General features: G+C 62.4%; 16 protein-coding genes. 5 read left to right on the top strand and 11 right to left on the bottom strand.

The annotated features are described in order from the left end of the window. Positions 1-2: 2 nt before the first annotated feature. Positions 3-2,081 carry a heavy metal translocating P-type ATPase gene (locus H7C86_RS08805; protein ID WP_166501894.1) on the bottom strand — a complete coding sequence of 693 codons (2,079 nt, stop codon included), beginning with the start codon at positions 2,079-2,081 and terminating at the stop codon, positions 3-5. Between the two features lie 112 nt (positions 2,082-2,193). After that, positions 2,194-2,844: a DUF305 domain-containing protein gene (locus H7C86_RS08800; RefSeq protein WP_080908999.1), complete on the bottom strand. Its 651-nt coding sequence runs from the start codon at positions 2,842-2,844 to the stop codon at positions 2,194-2,196. A 215-nt stretch (positions 2,845-3,059) separates the two neighbouring features. Here H7C86_RS08800 and H7C86_RS08795 point away from each other — a divergent pair, with 215 nt between their 5' ends. Further along, a complete protein-coding gene (locus H7C86_RS08795; protein ID WP_080908998.1) occupies positions 3,060-3,773 on the top strand; it encodes a response regulator transcription factor in 714 nt (237 codons plus the stop codon). Beyond that, a complete protein-coding gene (locus H7C86_RS08790; protein ID WP_134998375.1) occupies positions 3,770-4,891 on the top strand; it encodes a cell wall metabolism sensor histidine kinase WalK in 1,122 nt (373 codons plus the stop codon). Before H7C86_RS08795 ends, H7C86_RS08790 begins: the two co-directional genes overlap by 4 nt. On the opposite strand, the gene H7C86_RS08785 is transcribed toward H7C86_RS08790, so the two are convergent. Continuing rightward, positions 4,875-5,165, bottom strand: a complete 291-nt coding sequence (locus H7C86_RS08785) for a YiaA/YiaB family inner membrane protein (protein WP_003945505.1) — start codon at positions 5,163-5,165, stop codon at positions 4,875-4,877. The genes H7C86_RS08790 and H7C86_RS08785 overlap by 17 nt on opposite strands. A gap of 180 nt (positions 5,166-5,345) precedes the next feature. Here H7C86_RS08785 and H7C86_RS08780 point away from each other — a divergent pair, with 180 nt between their 5' ends. Then, complete coding sequence (locus tag H7C86_RS08780) at positions 5,346-6,554, top strand: macrolide family glycosyltransferase (RefSeq protein WP_182261419.1); 1,209 nt, start codon at positions 5,346-5,348, stop codon at positions 6,552-6,554. Positions 6,555-6,560: 6 nt separating this feature from the next. On the opposite strand, the gene H7C86_RS08775 is transcribed toward H7C86_RS08780, so the two are convergent. Together H7C86_RS08775 and H7C86_RS08770 are read right to left on the bottom strand one after the other, a co-directional pair. Next, entirely contained in the window at positions 6,561-7,007 is a 447-nt protein-coding gene (locus tag H7C86_RS08775) for a hypothetical protein (protein WP_097387819.1), read from the bottom strand. 57 nt (positions 7,008-7,064) lie between these two features. Then, positions 7,065-8,471 (bottom strand): PLP-dependent aminotransferase family protein, encoded by a 1,407-nt coding sequence (locus H7C86_RS08770; protein WP_019747079.1) that lies wholly within the window; start codon positions 8,469-8,471, stop codon positions 7,065-7,067. A 138-nt stretch (positions 8,472-8,609) separates the two neighbouring features. On the opposite strand from H7C86_RS08770, the gene H7C86_RS08765 reads away from it, so the two are divergent. Beyond that, positions 8,610-9,830 carry a pyridoxal phosphate-dependent aminotransferase gene (locus H7C86_RS08765; RefSeq protein WP_182261418.1) on the top strand — a complete coding sequence of 407 codons (1,221 nt, stop codon included), beginning with the start codon at positions 8,610-8,612 and terminating at the stop codon, positions 9,828-9,830. 82 nt (positions 9,831-9,912) lie between these two features. Here H7C86_RS08765 and purQ read toward each other — a convergent pair whose 3' ends face one another. Together purQ and purS are read right to left on the bottom strand one after the other, a co-directional pair. Next, positions 9,913-10,590, bottom strand: a complete 678-nt coding sequence (gene purQ, locus H7C86_RS08760) for a phosphoribosylformylglycinamidine synthase subunit PurQ (RefSeq protein WP_019747077.1) — start codon at positions 10,588-10,590, stop codon at positions 9,913-9,915. Continuing rightward, positions 10,587-10,826, bottom strand: a complete 240-nt coding sequence (gene purS / locus H7C86_RS08755; RefSeq protein WP_003945817.1) for a phosphoribosylformylglycinamidine synthase subunit PurS — start codon at positions 10,824-10,826, stop codon at positions 10,587-10,589. The genes purQ and purS overlap by 4 nt, the downstream gene beginning before the upstream one ends. 165 nt (positions 10,827-10,991) lie before the next feature. On the opposite strand from purS, the gene H7C86_RS08750 reads away from it, so the two are divergent. Then, complete coding sequence (locus H7C86_RS08750; protein WP_182261417.1) at positions 10,992-11,639, top strand: MBL fold metallo-hydrolase; 648 nt, start codon at positions 10,992-10,994, stop codon at positions 11,637-11,639. An 8-nt stretch (positions 11,640-11,647) separates the two neighbouring features. Here H7C86_RS08750 and H7C86_RS08745 read toward each other — a convergent pair whose 3' ends face one another. The 4 genes from H7C86_RS08745 to H7C86_RS08730 form a co-directional block, all read right to left on the bottom strand. Continuing rightward, positions 11,648-13,009 carry an Ig-like domain-containing protein gene (locus tag H7C86_RS08745; protein WP_182261416.1) on the bottom strand — a complete coding sequence of 454 codons (1,362 nt, stop codon included), beginning with the start codon at positions 13,007-13,009 and terminating at the stop codon, positions 11,648-11,650. Between the two features lie 226 nt (positions 13,010-13,235). Then, positions 13,236-13,940: a DUF2334 domain-containing protein gene (locus H7C86_RS08740; protein WP_019747074.1), complete on the bottom strand. Its 705-nt coding sequence runs from the start codon at positions 13,938-13,940 to the stop codon at positions 13,236-13,238. A 123-nt stretch (positions 13,941-14,063) separates the two neighbouring features. Then, on the bottom strand, positions 14,064-14,561 hold the full coding sequence (locus H7C86_RS08735) for a glutathione peroxidase (RefSeq protein WP_003945816.1): 498 nt from the start codon (positions 14,559-14,561) through the stop codon (positions 14,064-14,066). Positions 14,562-14,641: 80 nt separating this feature from the next. Beyond that, the gene (locus H7C86_RS08730) at positions 14,642-15,580 is read right to left on the bottom strand and encodes an ABC transporter substrate-binding protein (RefSeq protein WP_182261415.1); all 939 of its coding nucleotides are present in this window, start codon (positions 15,578-15,580) and stop codon (positions 14,642-14,644) included. Between the last annotated feature and the right edge of the window lie 86 nt (positions 15,581-15,666).

Here is a 15,666-nt window from a genome sequence, read left to right as displayed (position 1 = left end):
CACTACTGCGGTGTGAGCACTCTCGACTCGAACGCGGTCACCGGTGGTTGCCGCAAGTCCAAGCGTCGCAGCAACTGGGCATTCGCGGCAACGACCACAGTGGATACCGACATCAGGATTGCTCCGACCTCCATCGGCAGCACAAACCCGACGGGCGCCAGTACTCCCGCAGCGAGGGGAACCGAGATCGCGTTGTATCCCGCTGCCCACCAGAGGTTCTGAACCATCTTGCGGTAGGTGGCGCGGGACAGCTCGATGACCGAGCTCACCGAACGCGGATCATCGCTGGCCAGAACAACTCCCGCCGACGCGATCGCCACGTCGGTTCCGGCACCGATCGCGATACCCACATCCGCCTGGGCGAGTGCCGGCGCATCGTTGACCCCGTCACCGACCATCGCCACGCGGTGGCCCGCAGCCTGAAGCCGAGATACCTGCGCTCCCTTGTCCTGAGGAAGCACCTCGGCGAAGACCTCGTCAATTCCGAGTCTGCGGGCGACCGAATGAGCCACGGCCTCCGCGTCTCCGGTGACCATGGCCACGCGAACACCGCGAGCGTGGAGGGCGTCGACGGCCAATGCTGATTCCGGGCGAATCTCGTCGGCCAATGCCAATGCGCCGATTACCTTCTCGTCACGCACTACATGCAGGACCGTCGACCCGTCACTGAGCCACTCTTCGGTCCCCGGGATCGCTGTGGCCCCGACCGATCTCAACATCCCCGGTCCGCCGACACCGACGCGTGCGCCGCCGACGTCCGCAGCAACCCCGATTCCGTTGTGCGCCTGAAAGTCGGAACCCGAAGTGAATTCGAGCGACAACTCCCGCGCTGCTGCGACGACGGCCCGCCCGAGTGGATGTTCGCTGTCGAATTCGACGGCAGCTGCTGCGCTGAGAACTTCGTCGTCGGAGTACCCGTCGACGCCGCGCACACCGACCACTGCGGGCTCCCCCTTGGTGAGAGTGCCGGTCTTGTCGAAGAGAACGGTGTCTACGTTGCGCATCGCCTCGAGGGCCATGCGGTCGGTGATCAGAATCCCAGCCCGAGCTGCTCGTTCCGTCGCGATGGAGACGACCAGCGGAATCGCCAACCCGAGCGCGTGCGGGCAGGCGATCACCAGAACGGTGATCGTCCGGGTGACTGCGCTCTCCGGTGTGCCCCAGATACTCCAGGCGATCGCGGTCAGCACTGCCGCGCCCAGTGCGTACCAGAACAGCAGAGCAGCGGCCTTGTCCGCCAACACCTGAGCACGACTCGACGAGTTCTGCGCCTGTTCGACCAGGCGCCGAATACCGGCGAGCGCGGTGTCTTCTCCCACAGCGGTGACTCGAAGCCGAAGTGCCGAGTCGGTGGCTACGGTGCCGGCCACCACCTGATCTCCGACAGTCCGGCGGACGGTCTTCGACTCGCCCGTGATCATGGATTCGTCCATGTCGGCACTGCCCTCGACGACCGTTCCGTCCGAGGGAACGCGGGCGCCGGGACGAACTATCACCAGGTCGCCGGTGGCCAGAGCTGCGGTGGGCACGGTTTCCACCGACTCCCCCACCACCCGTTCGGCCTCGTCGGGCAGCAAAGCGGCAAGCGAATCCAAGGCGCTCGATGTCTGACTGAGCGAACGCATCTCGATCCAGTGACCCAACAACATGATCACGATCAGAAGCGCGAGCTCCCACCAGAAATCAAGAGTGTGATCCACCCAGTGCAGACTTGCAGCCCAAGAAGCGAAGAAGGCAACGGTGATGGCAAGTGCAATCAGAAGCATCATTCCGGGTTGCCGAGAACGTATTTCGGCGACAGCGCCGGTGAGGAACGGCTTGCCTCCCCAGAAGTACATCACGGTGCCGAGTACCGGTGAGATCCATTCCACCAGAGAGTTTTCCGGCAATGTGTACCCGACCAGATCAGCGAACATCGCATCTGCCGCAACAACCGGAACTGCGATTACCAGCATGACTGCGAACAACGTCCGGAACTGTGCGACATGATCCGCGTGACCACCGTGCGCACCGTGCTCCATCTGGCTGTGGTCCATCGCGCTATGGTCCGTCTCGCTATGGTCCATCTGACTGTGATCCATGTGGCGGTCATCCCCTCGCGTGTGATTCCGGCACTGCAGCGGTCAAACCATCAGCCTCGAACGTATGCCCGACTCGGCCACCGAGCAAGGTCACGCGGCCGAGGTCAACCGTTCATTTCTCCTTCAACATCGCTTGCATCTGAGTGATTTCCGCCTGCTGACCGGCAGTGATCGCTTCTGCCATCTTTTCCGCCGATGGATCGAGCCCGTTGTCGAGTTCGGTCTGGGACATGGTGATGGCACCCTTGTGGTGCTCGATCATCATCGTCAGCCACAACTTGTCGAACTCCGCGCCACTGGCGTCGGTGAGGGCGGTCATGTCGTCGGCCGACATCATGCCCGGCATCTCGGCCATCCCGACGCCGTGTCCCGCATGCGCCGAATCATCCATGCCCTCCATCGAACTCGACGAAGGATCGGGGCGTCCCCACTTCGTCAGCAATTCCGTCATCTGAGCCATTTCCGGGCCTTGCGCTGCCTCTATCTGCGCTGCAAGAGAGAGAAGTTCGGCATTGTCGGTTCGACCGTCGACCATTCTGGCCATGTCCAATGCCTGCGCGTGATGCGGGTACATCCCTTCGAGAAACTCGATGTCGGCAGCATTGACACCCGCAGGAATCTCCGACTGTGCTGCGACGCTGGTTGTTTCGGAAGAATGGTTGACGCTCTCCCCGGAGTTGTCCGAGCATCCGGCAATCAACAGTGCTGCCGCTGCCACAACCGGTACGAACCGTGCGGCGCTCTTCCTGACCGTCAAAGACATGTTTCACTCCCGAAAATTGATTCTGTTCGATATGCACTGCACCACAATTGATTTGACAACAATGCTGCACATGCACAGTTGTGACGTTACCGGCGAAAATCCGCCTCGAAGCCCGATAACCGGCCCAAACAGGCTTCCTTCATCGAATCTTCACAGTCGAGCGGAAACCACCACACGACAGCAATGCAGACACACAGTCGACTAACCTCGGTTTGATGAGCGCCGAACTACGACCTGGTGAGGAACCGGGGCGTGTACTCGTCGTCGACGACGAGACTGCCCTCGCGAAGGTTGTCGCCAACTATCTGACACGCGAAGGATTCACCGTGCGCCTCGCCCACGACGGGCCGAGCGCAGTACGTTCGGTGCGCGAATTCGAGCCCGCGCTGATCGTGCTCGATCTGATGCTCCCGGGCTTCGACGGCATGGAAGTCTGCCGACGAATCCGCACCTTCTCGGACGCGTACATCCTGATGCTCTCCGCCCGCGGTGAAGAGTCGGACAAAGTGACGGGTCTGGCGGCCGGCGCGGATGACTACGTGGTCAAACCCTTCGGCCCCCGCGAGTTGGTTGCGCGAGTGAAAGCTCTGCTCAGACGGCCACGCGCGTCGAGTTTGCTGCCGAAAGTGCTGCCAACGCCTCCCGGACTCGACATCGACGTCCTGGCGCGCACGGTCCGTGTCGACGACAACCTGGTCGATCTGACCCCCACCGAGTTCACCCTGTTGTCCGCGCTCGCATCCCGACCCGACGCGGCCTGGAGTCGGGCCGATATCATCGCCTCGGTGTGGGGGTCGTCCTGGTTCGGGGACCAGCACATCGTCGACGTCCATGTCCGTGCATTACGCCGCAAACTCGGCGACGACGCGACCGATCCGCGGTTCATCAGAACCGTCAGGGGCGTCGGATACTCCCTGAGGTCGTCATGAACACGGTCGTCATGAACGCGGTCGTCATGAAAAGACTCGGGCTACGCGGAAAACTACTGCTCGCGCAGCTCGCCGTCCTGTTCGTCGCCTGCCTCGTCATCGCCGCCGTTGCCATCGCCGTCGCTGCCCCGCTCTTTCACAACCACCTCATGATGGCCGGCATCGAAGACTCGAATGTCCGTACCCACACCGAAGAAGCATTCGCTCAGACCATGACCATTGCACTGTTGTGCGGGATCGCGGTCGCGCTGGTGGGCGCAGGCATCGCCGCGGTCTACATCGTCCGACGCGTCACGGCACCGATCACCATGCTGGCAGAGGCGGCGCAAAGCGTCGCCGACGGGAACTTCGACGTGACTATCGGCAGGTCCGACGTAGATGCCGATTTCACGCGTCTCGAAACGGCATTCGCCGACATGGCTGCACGCCTTGATCATTCGGATCGGGTCCGCAAACGACTGCTTGCCGACCTTGCCCACGAATTGCGCACTCCGGTATCGACTTTGGCTGCGTACGTGGACGGTATCGAGGACGGAGTTGTGCCGACAGATCCTTCGTCGTGGTCGGTGATGCGCGATCAACTCGAACGTCTGCGTCGGCTGTCGTGCGATCTGGCGGACGTCTCCGCTGCCGACGAACACGCTCTCGAACTCGATCGCCGGACCGAGAATCTCGACGACGTCGTCTGCAGCGCAACGGCAGCGGCAGGGCCACGTTTTGCCGATCGTGGAGTCGAATTGACAACCGCCCTGCCTCCGCAACCGGTCACGGCCGAGGTCGATCGCCAACGAATCGAACAGATCCTCGCCAACCTGCTCGAAAACGCGTTGCGGCACACTCCAACCGGAGGTTCGGTGAAGGTGACACTCGCACGGGAAGGTGATCACCTCACGGTGTCCGTCACCGATACCGGTGACGGAATTCCCGCAGACCAACTCGAATCCGTCTTCGACCGTTTCCATCGCGGTGATCGATCCGACGGCTCCGGTTTGGGACTGACCATTGCGAGGAGCCTCGCGCTGGCGCATGGCGGCAACCTGACGGCCCGCCGCAACGAGCAGCCGCTCGGCAGCACGCTCGTCCTCACTGTGCCGATGGGACTCAGGCAGCTGCCTTGAACGGATCGTGTTCGGCGATCAACTTCTCGAGTCGAGCCTCGTCCACTCGAACCCTGACGGTAGACGCCTCCTGCTGATCACGAATCACCTTGGCCAACGTGAACGTACTGGTGACCAAGAACAGCAAGGACATTCCGAGAAATCCGCGTTGCCACGCATCGATCGGAAGATACGCAATTCCGAGGAGGGTGCCGACAAAACTGACGGCAAAGGCTATTCCGGCCTGCAGATAGAAGGCGGCAGTGGTCTTCGAAGGTGTTGTCGGTGTGCTCATGCTTCGAAGTCTGCTCGCCCATCCCGGCACTCGGATGCGTAGTCCTACTCGAGTGCGCACGGTACTTCCCCGGCAAAAATCAGATGCCGTTACCCATCCTGGTGGATAGTCTCGGTCCGGTATCCGGAGTTGTTCCAGAACAGTTGTTGTTCGACAACAGTCAGACGACAGGAGTGATCGATGACCCGCAGACATATCGCCATGGTGAGCATTCCGGCACCTGGCCACGTCAATCCGAGCCTGGCGATCATCGCGCGTCTCGCCGCCGCCGGTCACCGCGTCACCTACGCCAACGACGAGTCGATGCGCGAGGTCATCGAGGCGACCGGGGCCGAATTCGCACCCTACGTCTCCACGCTGCCCAGCCTCGTTCCTTCCCATGACGGCGCCGAACCGGAGAAGAGTTGGGATGGGGATCTGATCGATCAGTTGACGATTTTCCAGGACGACTACGAGGCGATGCTGCCGCAGCTGCGCCAAATCTACGACGACGACCGTCCCGACCTCTTTCTCTACGACATCGCCGGGATCCCCGCGCGAATACTGGCTCAGCAGTGGAACGTTCCCATCATCCAGTTGTCGCCGACGTATGTTGCCTGGGACGGCTACGAAGACGACGCCGCACCGATGTACGACGAGATTCGTTCCGATCCGAGAGGCGTCGATCTACTCGATCGGGAGGCCCGGTTCTTCCGCGCCGAAGGCGTCGAGGTCGATCCGCGTGAGTTCACCGGTCGCCCACCCCGTGCAATCGTGCTGATCGCAGAATCGATGCAGCCCAACGCCGATCGAGTGAACCGCGACGTCTACACGTTTGTCGGCCCCGCACTCGAACCGAGCAACCAACCCTGGGTGAACCCGGATCCCGAACGCAAGCTTGTGTTGATTTCGCTGGGTTCAGCCTTCACCGATCATCCGGATTTCTATCGCACCTGCGTCGAGGCTTTCGGCCCGATGGACGGCTGGCACGTCGTCCTCCAGATCGGAAAGCAGGTGCAGATCTCGGATCTCGGACCACTACCCGACAACGTCGAAATACACCGCTGGGTACCGCAGTTCGCGATTCTGCAGCAGGCCGACGCGTTCGTGACCCACGCGGGTATGGGCGGATCCAGCGAGGGACTCGTGACCGGCACGCCCATGATCGCGGTGCCGCAAGCCGTCGATCAGTTCGGCAACGCCGACTCACTCGTCGACGCCGGTGTCGCAGTACGCGTCGACGGCGCCACCGTCACGGCAGTAGAGCTTCGAGAGGCGCTGACTCGGGTGAGCTCGGACGAGTTCCGCCGACGCAGTGCAGAGTTGGCAAAAGAACTCGCAGCGGCGGGCGGTGTATCTCGTGCCGTCGAGTTGATCGAGGCCGCCCTGCCAGACAGCGGGCGGCGGTAGTGGTGGCTACCAGTGCCAGGCGTCGCCGCCCACGTTCTTGATGGTTCGCTGCAGAACCGTGATGGTGGTGACGAATTCTTCTTCGCTGATTCCCTGCATCCGCTCTTCCTGCAGCATCTGCTGTACCCGCGCGGCGCGATCGAACTGCTGGGAGCCCGCATCAGTAGGGAGAAGGACAGACTCGTCTTCACGCGCCCAGCCCAGGTCGAGAGCAGAGTCGACGGCCGCGTCGATCACGTCGGTTGATTCGTTCGGACCGATCGTTCGCAGGAGGACAGCTCGCTCCACCCCTTCAGGGTGCAGCGAAAGTTGGTGCAGGACCCACCACCCCGGCTGGGTCACGCCGATTGCTTCGAGCGCTCCGCGCGTGCGCGCGCGAATCGCTTCACCGGCGCGCGCTGTCCAGAATCCGATCGGCTGATTGGCCGGTGGCTGCATCGCTTGTTTGTTCATGGACACGACGATAAAACCTCAACGGAAGTTCAGGTCAACCACCAGCGAGGTGAAGTTCTACATATGTTGTGTGATTGCTCGGCCGATGATGCGGGCGGCGTCGGGGAACTCACCCGGGTTCGGTCCGGCGTAGTTGAGCCGCAAGAACTTTCCGGTCGGTTCTGCCGGGAACCAATCGTCACCGGCCCCGACGATGACGCCGGCCGACCGGCAGTCCTGCACGACACGTTCGAGATTCGTGGTGTCCGGGAGCCGAAGCCAGAGGTTGAGTCCGCCTTGCGGTACAGCGTCGAGGTGAGCGTCCGGCGCATGCTCGCGCAGACTCGACACGAGCAGGTCGCGTCTGGCCTCGAGTTGGTGACGAAGCCGGCGCAAGTGCGTGCGCCAGGCCGGCTGGGTCACGACGTCGAGCGCTACCGCTTGCAGCATCCCACTGACATACATCGAATCTGCCTGTGTATCAGCAAGAATCCGCTCGTAGGCCGGGCCTCGGGCGATCAATCCGGCAACTCGCACCGATGGCGACACGCTCTTGGTCAGTGCACGAAGGTAGACGACGTGTCCGCTGTCGTCGCGTGCAGCGATGGGGCTGGGATCTGCGGTGATTCCGAAGTCGAGCGCCGAACTGTCCTCGATGAGGAAGGCGCCGTGCCGACGGACGGTGTCGAGAACCTTGTCAGCCAACGACGGCGACCACAGCGCTCCCGTCGGGCTCGCGAAGCTCGGTTGTGCGTAGAACGCACGGGCACCGGTCTGTTCGAATGCACGCGAAAGCTCTTCGGGATCAGGACCGTTGGCACCACTGGAGATCGGAATGACCGTGACTCCGGCCTGGGCGGCAGCCAGGATCGCACCCCAGTAGGTCGGCGATTCCATGAGCAACGGACGCCCCTCCCCCACCAACGCGCGGAAGGACGTCGCAAGCCCACCCTGACTGCCGGGAAGTACAACCACGTCGTTCGGCCCCGGCGGAGTGATGCCGGCAGGAGTTGCGGAACCCAATTCGGAGGCAAACCAGGACTGCAGTTCCGGAAGCCCGGCGGCGAGGGGCCGATTGAACACGGCGTCGGTTCGCGTCGCTCTGGTGAATGCTGCACGAACCAGCCCTTCGGGCAACAGCTCTCGGGCCGGATAGCCGGAATGCAGCGCGATCACGTCGTTGGAGGTGGACTGCAGCGCAATAGGCAGCTGCAGACGATAGTTCGGCGATCCGAGCGCCGCTGTCTGCCACCCGTAGTCGTTGGGTCGCACGACGCGTGCGGCGCGTACGAAGGTCCCCACACCGGGACGAGCCTCCACAACCCCCTGAGATACCAGCGTTCGCAGCGCCTTCTGCACGGTGACCGGGCTCGCCCCGTGCAGGCTCACGAGCGACCGAGTGGACGGAAGCTTCGCGCCTGGAGGTGCCGTCGCGATCCATTCGCGCAAGGCTGCGACAATCCTTGAACTGCTATCATTGGACATGTCGAATCATAGTAGCGCTACTCTCCTCTCGCCGCTAGCGCTATCGCGAATCAATGTCCGTTTCCAGACCGAACCCTGAGGCGCCCTTCTCATCTGAAACACAACTCGCCCACCCGAACCGGAGAGGTACGTAACCGCGTGAACACACCCATCGATCAGGCCCGCAAGCTCGAGAATGTCAGGTACGACATCAGAGGGCGAATTCTCGACAAGACCGAAGAACTCGAGGATCAGGGACACACGATCCTGCGACTCAACGTCGGTAATCCGGCCCCCTTCGGATTCGAAGCACCGGACGAAATCATGATGGCCATGATCCGCAATCTCCCTACCGCCCAGGGATATTGCGATTCTCGCGGACTGTATTCGGCGCGCACCGCGGTGGTCCAGTACTACCAGACGCGGGGTATCACCGACGTCACCGTCGACGAGATCTATCTCGGAAACGGCGTCTCCGAACTGATCACGCTGACGATGCAGGCGCTCTGCAATCCCGAGGACGAGATCCTGATTCCCGCTCCCGACTACCCCTTGTGGACGGCTTCGGTTTCACTTGCCGGCGGCACGCCGGTTCACTACCTCACCGATGAAAGCCAGTGCTGGGCACCGGACTTCGACGATCTGGAAGCCCGGATCTCTCCGCGCACCCGAGGGATTGTCGTCATCAATCCCAACAATCCGACGGGCGCCGTCTACTCGACGGAGGTACTGCAACGCTTCGTCGACATTGCCCGCAAGCATGACCTGATGCTCTTCGCCGACGAGATCTACGAGAAGATCGTCTACGACGGCCGATCCATGACAAACCTTGCGTCGATGACCGGGCGAGACGTTTTGTGTCTGACGTACTCGGGGCTGTCCAAGGCCTACCGCGTCTGCGGGTTCCGAGCCGGATGGCTGGCCATCACCGGACCACTCGAGCGGGCGTCGAGTTTCATCGAAGGCATCAAACTGCTGGCCAACATGCGAATGTGTGCCAATGTGCCGGCGCAGCACGCGATCCAGACCGCACTCGGCGGACGCCAGTCCATCGAGGACCTCCTGCTCCCGCAGGGCCGACTGACAGCACAGCGCGATCTCGCGCACAGCACGCTCAACAGCATCGACGGGATCAGCTGTCAGCAGGCCGACGGCGCGCTGTATCTGTTCCCGAAGCTCGACGTCGACAAGTTCGGCATCGTCGACGACGAGAGGTTCGTTCTCGATCTACTGGAATCGGAGAAGATTCTGGTCAGTCACGGCCGCGCGTTCAATTGGATCGAACCCGACCACTTTCGGTTGGTGACCCTGCCGAACACCGACGACCTCGCGACCGCCCTCGAGCGTCTCGGCAACTTCCTCAGTTCCTACAGCCAGTAACCCGAGAACCGGGACGCCCCCACAAACGACTGAACGCCGACCGGATTTCCGGTCGGCGTTCAGTGGTGAAATCAGCAGGCGATCAGGCAGTGACGATCGCGTCGAGTGCCGAGTAGAACAAGCCGAGTCCGTCGTCGCTCGGTCCGGTGAGAGCCTCGGTGGCGTGCTCGGGGTGCGGCATCAAACCGACGACGCGGCCGTTGGCCGAAGAGATACCGGCGATACGACGCTGCGAACCGTTGGGGTTCTCCTCCGAGTAGCGGAAGACGACGCGGCCTTCACCCTCGAGTTCGTCGAGAACATTCTCGGAAGCCTGGAAGCGACCTTCACCCGACTTGAGCGGGATGAGGATCTGGGCGCCGGCCTCGTAACGCGAGGACCAAGCCGTGTTGTTGGCTTCGACCGTCAACCACTCGTCGCGGCAGATGAAGTGCAGACCCTGGTTACGGGTCAGGGCACCGGGGAGCAAACCTGCTTCGCAGAGGATCTGGAAACCGTTGCAGATGCCCAGGACCGGCATGCCGCCCTTGGCTGCTTCGACAACCTTGCCCATCGCGGGAGCAAAACGTGCGATCGCGCCGCAGCGAAGGTAGTCGCCGTAGGAGAACCCGCCGGGAACGACAACCGCGTCGACACCCTTGAGGTCTGCGTCGCCGTGCCAGAGTTCGACAGCTTCACCGCCGGCCAGGTTGATGGCCCGAGCAGCATCGATGTCGTCGAGCGTGCCCGGGAACGTGATAACCCCGATACGTGCGCTCATGCCTCGACTCGCCTGACGGTCCAATCCTCGATCACCGTGTTGGCCAGCAGGCCTTCGGCGATCTTCTCGAGTTCGGCGTCTTCGACACTGCCGTCGATCTCCAACTCGAACCGCTTGCCCTGACGGACATCGGATACTCCTGCAAAGCCCAGGCGAGACAGTGCCCCGACAATTGCCTGTCCCTGGGGGTCGAGAATCTCGGCCTTGGGCATGACTTCGACGACGACACGGGCCACGTGCTGCTCCTCGGTACTAGTGCGCGAACCCGGAGTGAAACGCTCGGGTGATGGCCAGTTTACCGGGCGCACCCGAGATGGTTCGCATCGAGTGATCGGGGCGTGACGGCCAACACCCGCGAAACCCGCCTGCGAGTCACTCCAGGGCGGCGCATACTCGAAATCATGCGACTGACACATTTTGGCCATTCCTGTGTGCTCGTGGAGTTGAACGGATCGAAAATCCTCTTCGATCCCGGCAACTTCTCGCACGGATTCGAAGGCATCACCGGCCTCGACGCCATCCTCGTGACACATCAACACCCCGATCACGCCGACCCGGCGCGGCTACCCGAACTGGCCGAAGCGAACCCCGACGCGGTGCTGTACAGCGATCCGCAGACGGCTGAGAAGCTCGGTGGGCGCTGGACGGGAGTCCGGCCGGGCGACCGGTTCAGCATCGGCGACGTCGAGGTGACCGGGACCGGCGGAGAGCACGCGATCATCCATCCGGAGCTACCGATGATCGACAACACCGCGTTCCTCCTCGGCGACGCCACCAACCCGGCGCAGTTCATGCATCCCGGCGATTCCCTCTACGTCCCCGAACAGAAGGTCGACGTTCTTGCCCTTCCCGCCGCCGCACCGTGGCTCAAGATCTCGGAGGCCATCGACTACCTCCGTGCGGTAGCGCCGCGCGTCGCGGTTCCCATCCATCAAGCGATCATCCGCGACGAAGCCACAGGCATCTTCTACGGTCGCTACTCGGAAATGGCTGCCGACGGTACCGAGTTCCGAGTTCTCGGCGAGGAGTCGAGCGTCGAAGTCGCCTGATTCAGTCCTCACGCACTCACATCGACGACGATCCAGCCGGTGCTCGTCCCACCGGCCGCGTCGGTGAGTGAGTAGAGAATCCTGTCGGTGCCTGTCTTCGTTCCGGCCTCGAACACCACTTCGCCGTTTTCGAGCTTTACGGTGCCACCGAGAAGTGACGTCGCCTCGACCCCGGTTACCTTGATCGAATCTCCGTTGCTGTCATGATCATTCGCGGCGGCGTCGACGGTGACTGTGCCACCTGAGCGGATCTGCGCGGTGTCGAGTGCGGCGTACGGCGGGATCGGGCTTGTCGTGTACCGACCGACGTCGTCGAGTCGATCCGAGGCCACGTCGGCGGCATCGACGATGGCAGCGAATTCGGTGCCGTCGAAGCGCGAGAGGTCGTTGCCGTTCATGATGGTCGATCCCTCGGCGCCGCCGCCGTGATAGTCGTCGGCGTAGAAGTTGTGGCCCAACTCGTGGCGGAGAACGCGGCTGAAGTTGCCATCGGGCTCGGCCCCGACCTGCGCGTAGCTGTGATCGAGTTCGAACCTCGAGTAGTAGGCATTTCCGCCACCGGAAGCGCAGACGACAGTCGCCTGGTCGACGCTCGTGCCGACCTGATCGGACCACAGACCTTCCAACTGGTCGAGGTTTTCACAACTGCTCGAATACGGGTCACTCGCGGCATCGGCGCGAAGGACAACCCGACCCAGGATCGGTCGAATTCCGACGTCTCTGATCCAGATGGCAGCGGTTCGGGCCATTGATTCCTCGGCCCGATCCAGAGCGACGGCGGGACTGCCTGCGCCGTGCGCGGAGTACCACTCGCCACTGAGATCCAATCCCACCACGAACTGCTTCACCGTCTTGCCGACGCTTGCGGCCGAGGCCGACGCAATAGAGGTGGTCGGCCACTTGGGTTTTGCGTCGATCGGCGCCGTGCTGCGACCGACCACGTCGGATCCCACGAACTCGATCGAAGCACCACGATCGAAAATCACCTGCCCGCGCAGTGTTCCGGCGGAGTCGACGATGGCCGAGACGATTGCGTCCGGATGCCCTTCCACACTGCCGATGTACGAACGGGGCGCCGGGATCACCACATCGGTCAGTTCGCCGCCGCTTTCCTGTACGGCCATCGAGAAGTCGGATCCCCGCAGATTCATCTTGTGAAGCCGCAGTGCGAGTTGCTCACCTTCGTCGTCGACAGTTGCGGTGCGGGTGCCTTCGCTCGCACCACCGTCGACACCGCCCGTCGGCAGCGTGTGAACCACGCCGGTCGGAGCGGCAGACGCAACTGCCGGGACGATTGCAGCACAGACGACTGCGCCCACAGCCAGAGCGACAAGACCCTCGGCCGACTTGGAGAACCCTCGTGCGCGCATGGTGAACCTCAACTTCGTCTACTAGCGGCAGATTAACTGCACGCACTGTAGCAGCGAAAAGGTTGGGCGACGCCGTACTCGAATTCAACGTCCACTTTATGCGACTTTGACCTAATCGGCCCTACTGCCTGCAAGGAACGGGATAAATGCGAAGAGTCTGCCTGCTCGGGCAACCCGGACACACGACACCATCTCGCAGCTATCGAATAGTTGCCAATGGCCGAATTCAGGCAGCGCCGAGTTCCTGCGACGGGGAGTTCCATCGGTATACCTGCGAGGTGGCCTCATGAAAAAGCGCGAGGTCCACAGCGTCGAGAACAGCCTGACGTGGGCCCTCGTTTCCCAACTGCTTGGCAGTAATCGACAATCTGACCAGTCCCCCACGCTTGGCGGCGCGCCCGGCTCCGAGAACCAATGCGCGACACCACCACGGCTCGGCCTTGAAGCCCTCGCCGATACCGAAAACCCTTCCCCGTTGCAAGGTTCCACGGGTCAGATCGTGTACTGCGCCGAGGCCTGCCATCGTCCGAAAGCCGGTCTCCGGTAACACCGACATGGCACCAGGCGACGCCACCCAGCGCGGCGGTGCGAACACCCGGGTCCTAAGACCTGCATGCTCGAGAACCCGATCCGCAGCGAGTAGTCGCAGTTTTGCTTCGTGCTTCGACAGAGTGGCGAACTCGGCTCGACGACGCTTGGTCGCGGCCTGGTCGTAGCCGTGCAGAACGATGGCGTCGCCGTGCTCACGACGCTCACGCAGCCAGGCCGTCGTCACCGCGTCGTCGGCCAGTCGATATTTGTCCTTCAGTCGCGGCGCCACGAGGAGCGACAGGCGGACACCTCGAGCGTCCATCTCGTCTGCGAATCCGGCAGCGAGATAACATGTCTCGTCTCTGATTCCGGATACCGACACGATCAGTTCTGCGGACATACTCCGATACTGGCAGCTGTGGGTGAACAGCACACTGCCGCCGGATGATCATCCGGCGGCAGTTTTCAGCACAGCTACTAATTCTTCGGAAGCGCAGCTACTAATTCTTGGGAAGCGCAGCTACTAATTCTTGGGAAGCGCGGCTTCGATGGCGGCGACAACCTCGGGAGCGTCAGGTTCGGTCCGCGGACGGAAGCGGTTGACGACGGTGCCGTCCGGTCCGATCAAGAACTTCTCGAAGTTCCACTGGATGTCGCCCGCAGCGCCTTCGGCGTCGGCAGCCTTGGTGAGTTCGGCGTACAGCGGATGCTGGTTCTCGCCGTTCACCTCGATCTTCTCGAGGAGCGGGAACGTGACGCCGTAGGTAGTGGAGCAGAACGTCTCGATCTCTTCGGCGGTACCCGGTTCCTGCCCCATGAACTGGTTGCACGGGATGCCGATCACGGTGAGACCGCGATCGGCGTACTCGCTGGCCAGCTTCTCGAGCGCCGAGTACTGCGGGGTCAGTCCACACTTGGATGCCACGTTGACCACGAGCACGGCACGGCCGTCGTATTCACCCAACGAGGTGGGCACGCCACCGAGGGTGTTGATCGCGATGTTCTGTACTGGAGTTGTCATAGGTCCAACTTAGCGACTCTTGCCGACTGCCAGTTCTCGCCCACTACTTGTTCTCACCTACTGCTTGTTCTCACCTACTGCTACTTCGATGCTCCGAGAATGCGATCGAGGTCGTCCAGAACGGTGAGGCCGCCGAGCGGTCCGACGCCGGTGATCCAGTAGGACATGTCGACCAGATGTGGGTTCGGGAAGAATCCGGCGTTGTCCGCCACGGCCTTCGGCATCGTGCTGGCATCGGCCGGTTTCGCGGAGGTGACCAGGATGAGGTCGGCGTTGGCTCCGGAGACGAATTCCGGGGAGAGGTCGACGGAGATCGAGTTCTCGAAGTCGCGTGCGGGAATCGTGAGTCCCGCGCATTCGAGAGTGCTTCCGGCAAACGACGTTGGTCCGTACAGCGTCAGCACGTCGTCGCGTGGACGGATGAGCTGAGCGGTCTTGCCCTCGGTGCTGTGTTTGCTCGCCACTTCCTCGCAGCGTGCCGTGTAGTCACCGAGCAGTTCGCCTGCCTGATCGGTCTTGTTCAACGCCTCTGCGACGAACTGGACGTTGTCCTGCCACGGATCGGTCTGGGTCGCCATGTAGACGGTCGGCGCGATGGCAGCGAGTTGCTCGTACAGATCACCGTGCCGCGATTCCGTTCCGATGATCAGGTCCGGGCTCAGTGCGACGATCTTCTCGAGGTTCGGCGCCGCGACGGTGCCGACCATCTCGATCTCCGCGGCCTTCTCACCGAGGTACGCCGGAACACCGGTCGTCTCGCTGAGGACCGCGGTGCCCACGGGAATCACGCCCAGCGCTACCGACGTGTCGAGCTGAACCGGCTCGAGCACGACAACTCTCTGCGGATCCATCGGTACGTCCGTGGTTCCGCGGGCATGGGTGACCGCGTGCACGGTGTCGGCGGACTGACTGTCGGTATCCGTCTTGTCGTCACTGCCACACGCCGTTGTCGTTGCCACGATGGCGGCGAGGACAAAACCACCCAGCACGTACTTCGCCCGCGAGTTACTGCGTTTCATTCCCGACACTCCTGTTACCGACTGCTTTCGACCGTCACAGCCACGCGTATTCACCACGGCTGAGCAAAGGATTCACCATCCAATAG

The sequence above is a fragment of the Rhodococcus sp. UFZ-B548 genome, from assembly GCF_903819475.1.
In the GTDB taxonomy this organism is placed as follows: Bacteria; Actinomycetota; Actinomycetes; order Mycobacteriales; family Mycobacteriaceae; genus Rhodococcus_F; species Rhodococcus_F erythropolis.
Note: the sequence above shows the minus strand (reverse complement) of the source record. Positions and strands in the feature narration are given on the sequence as shown.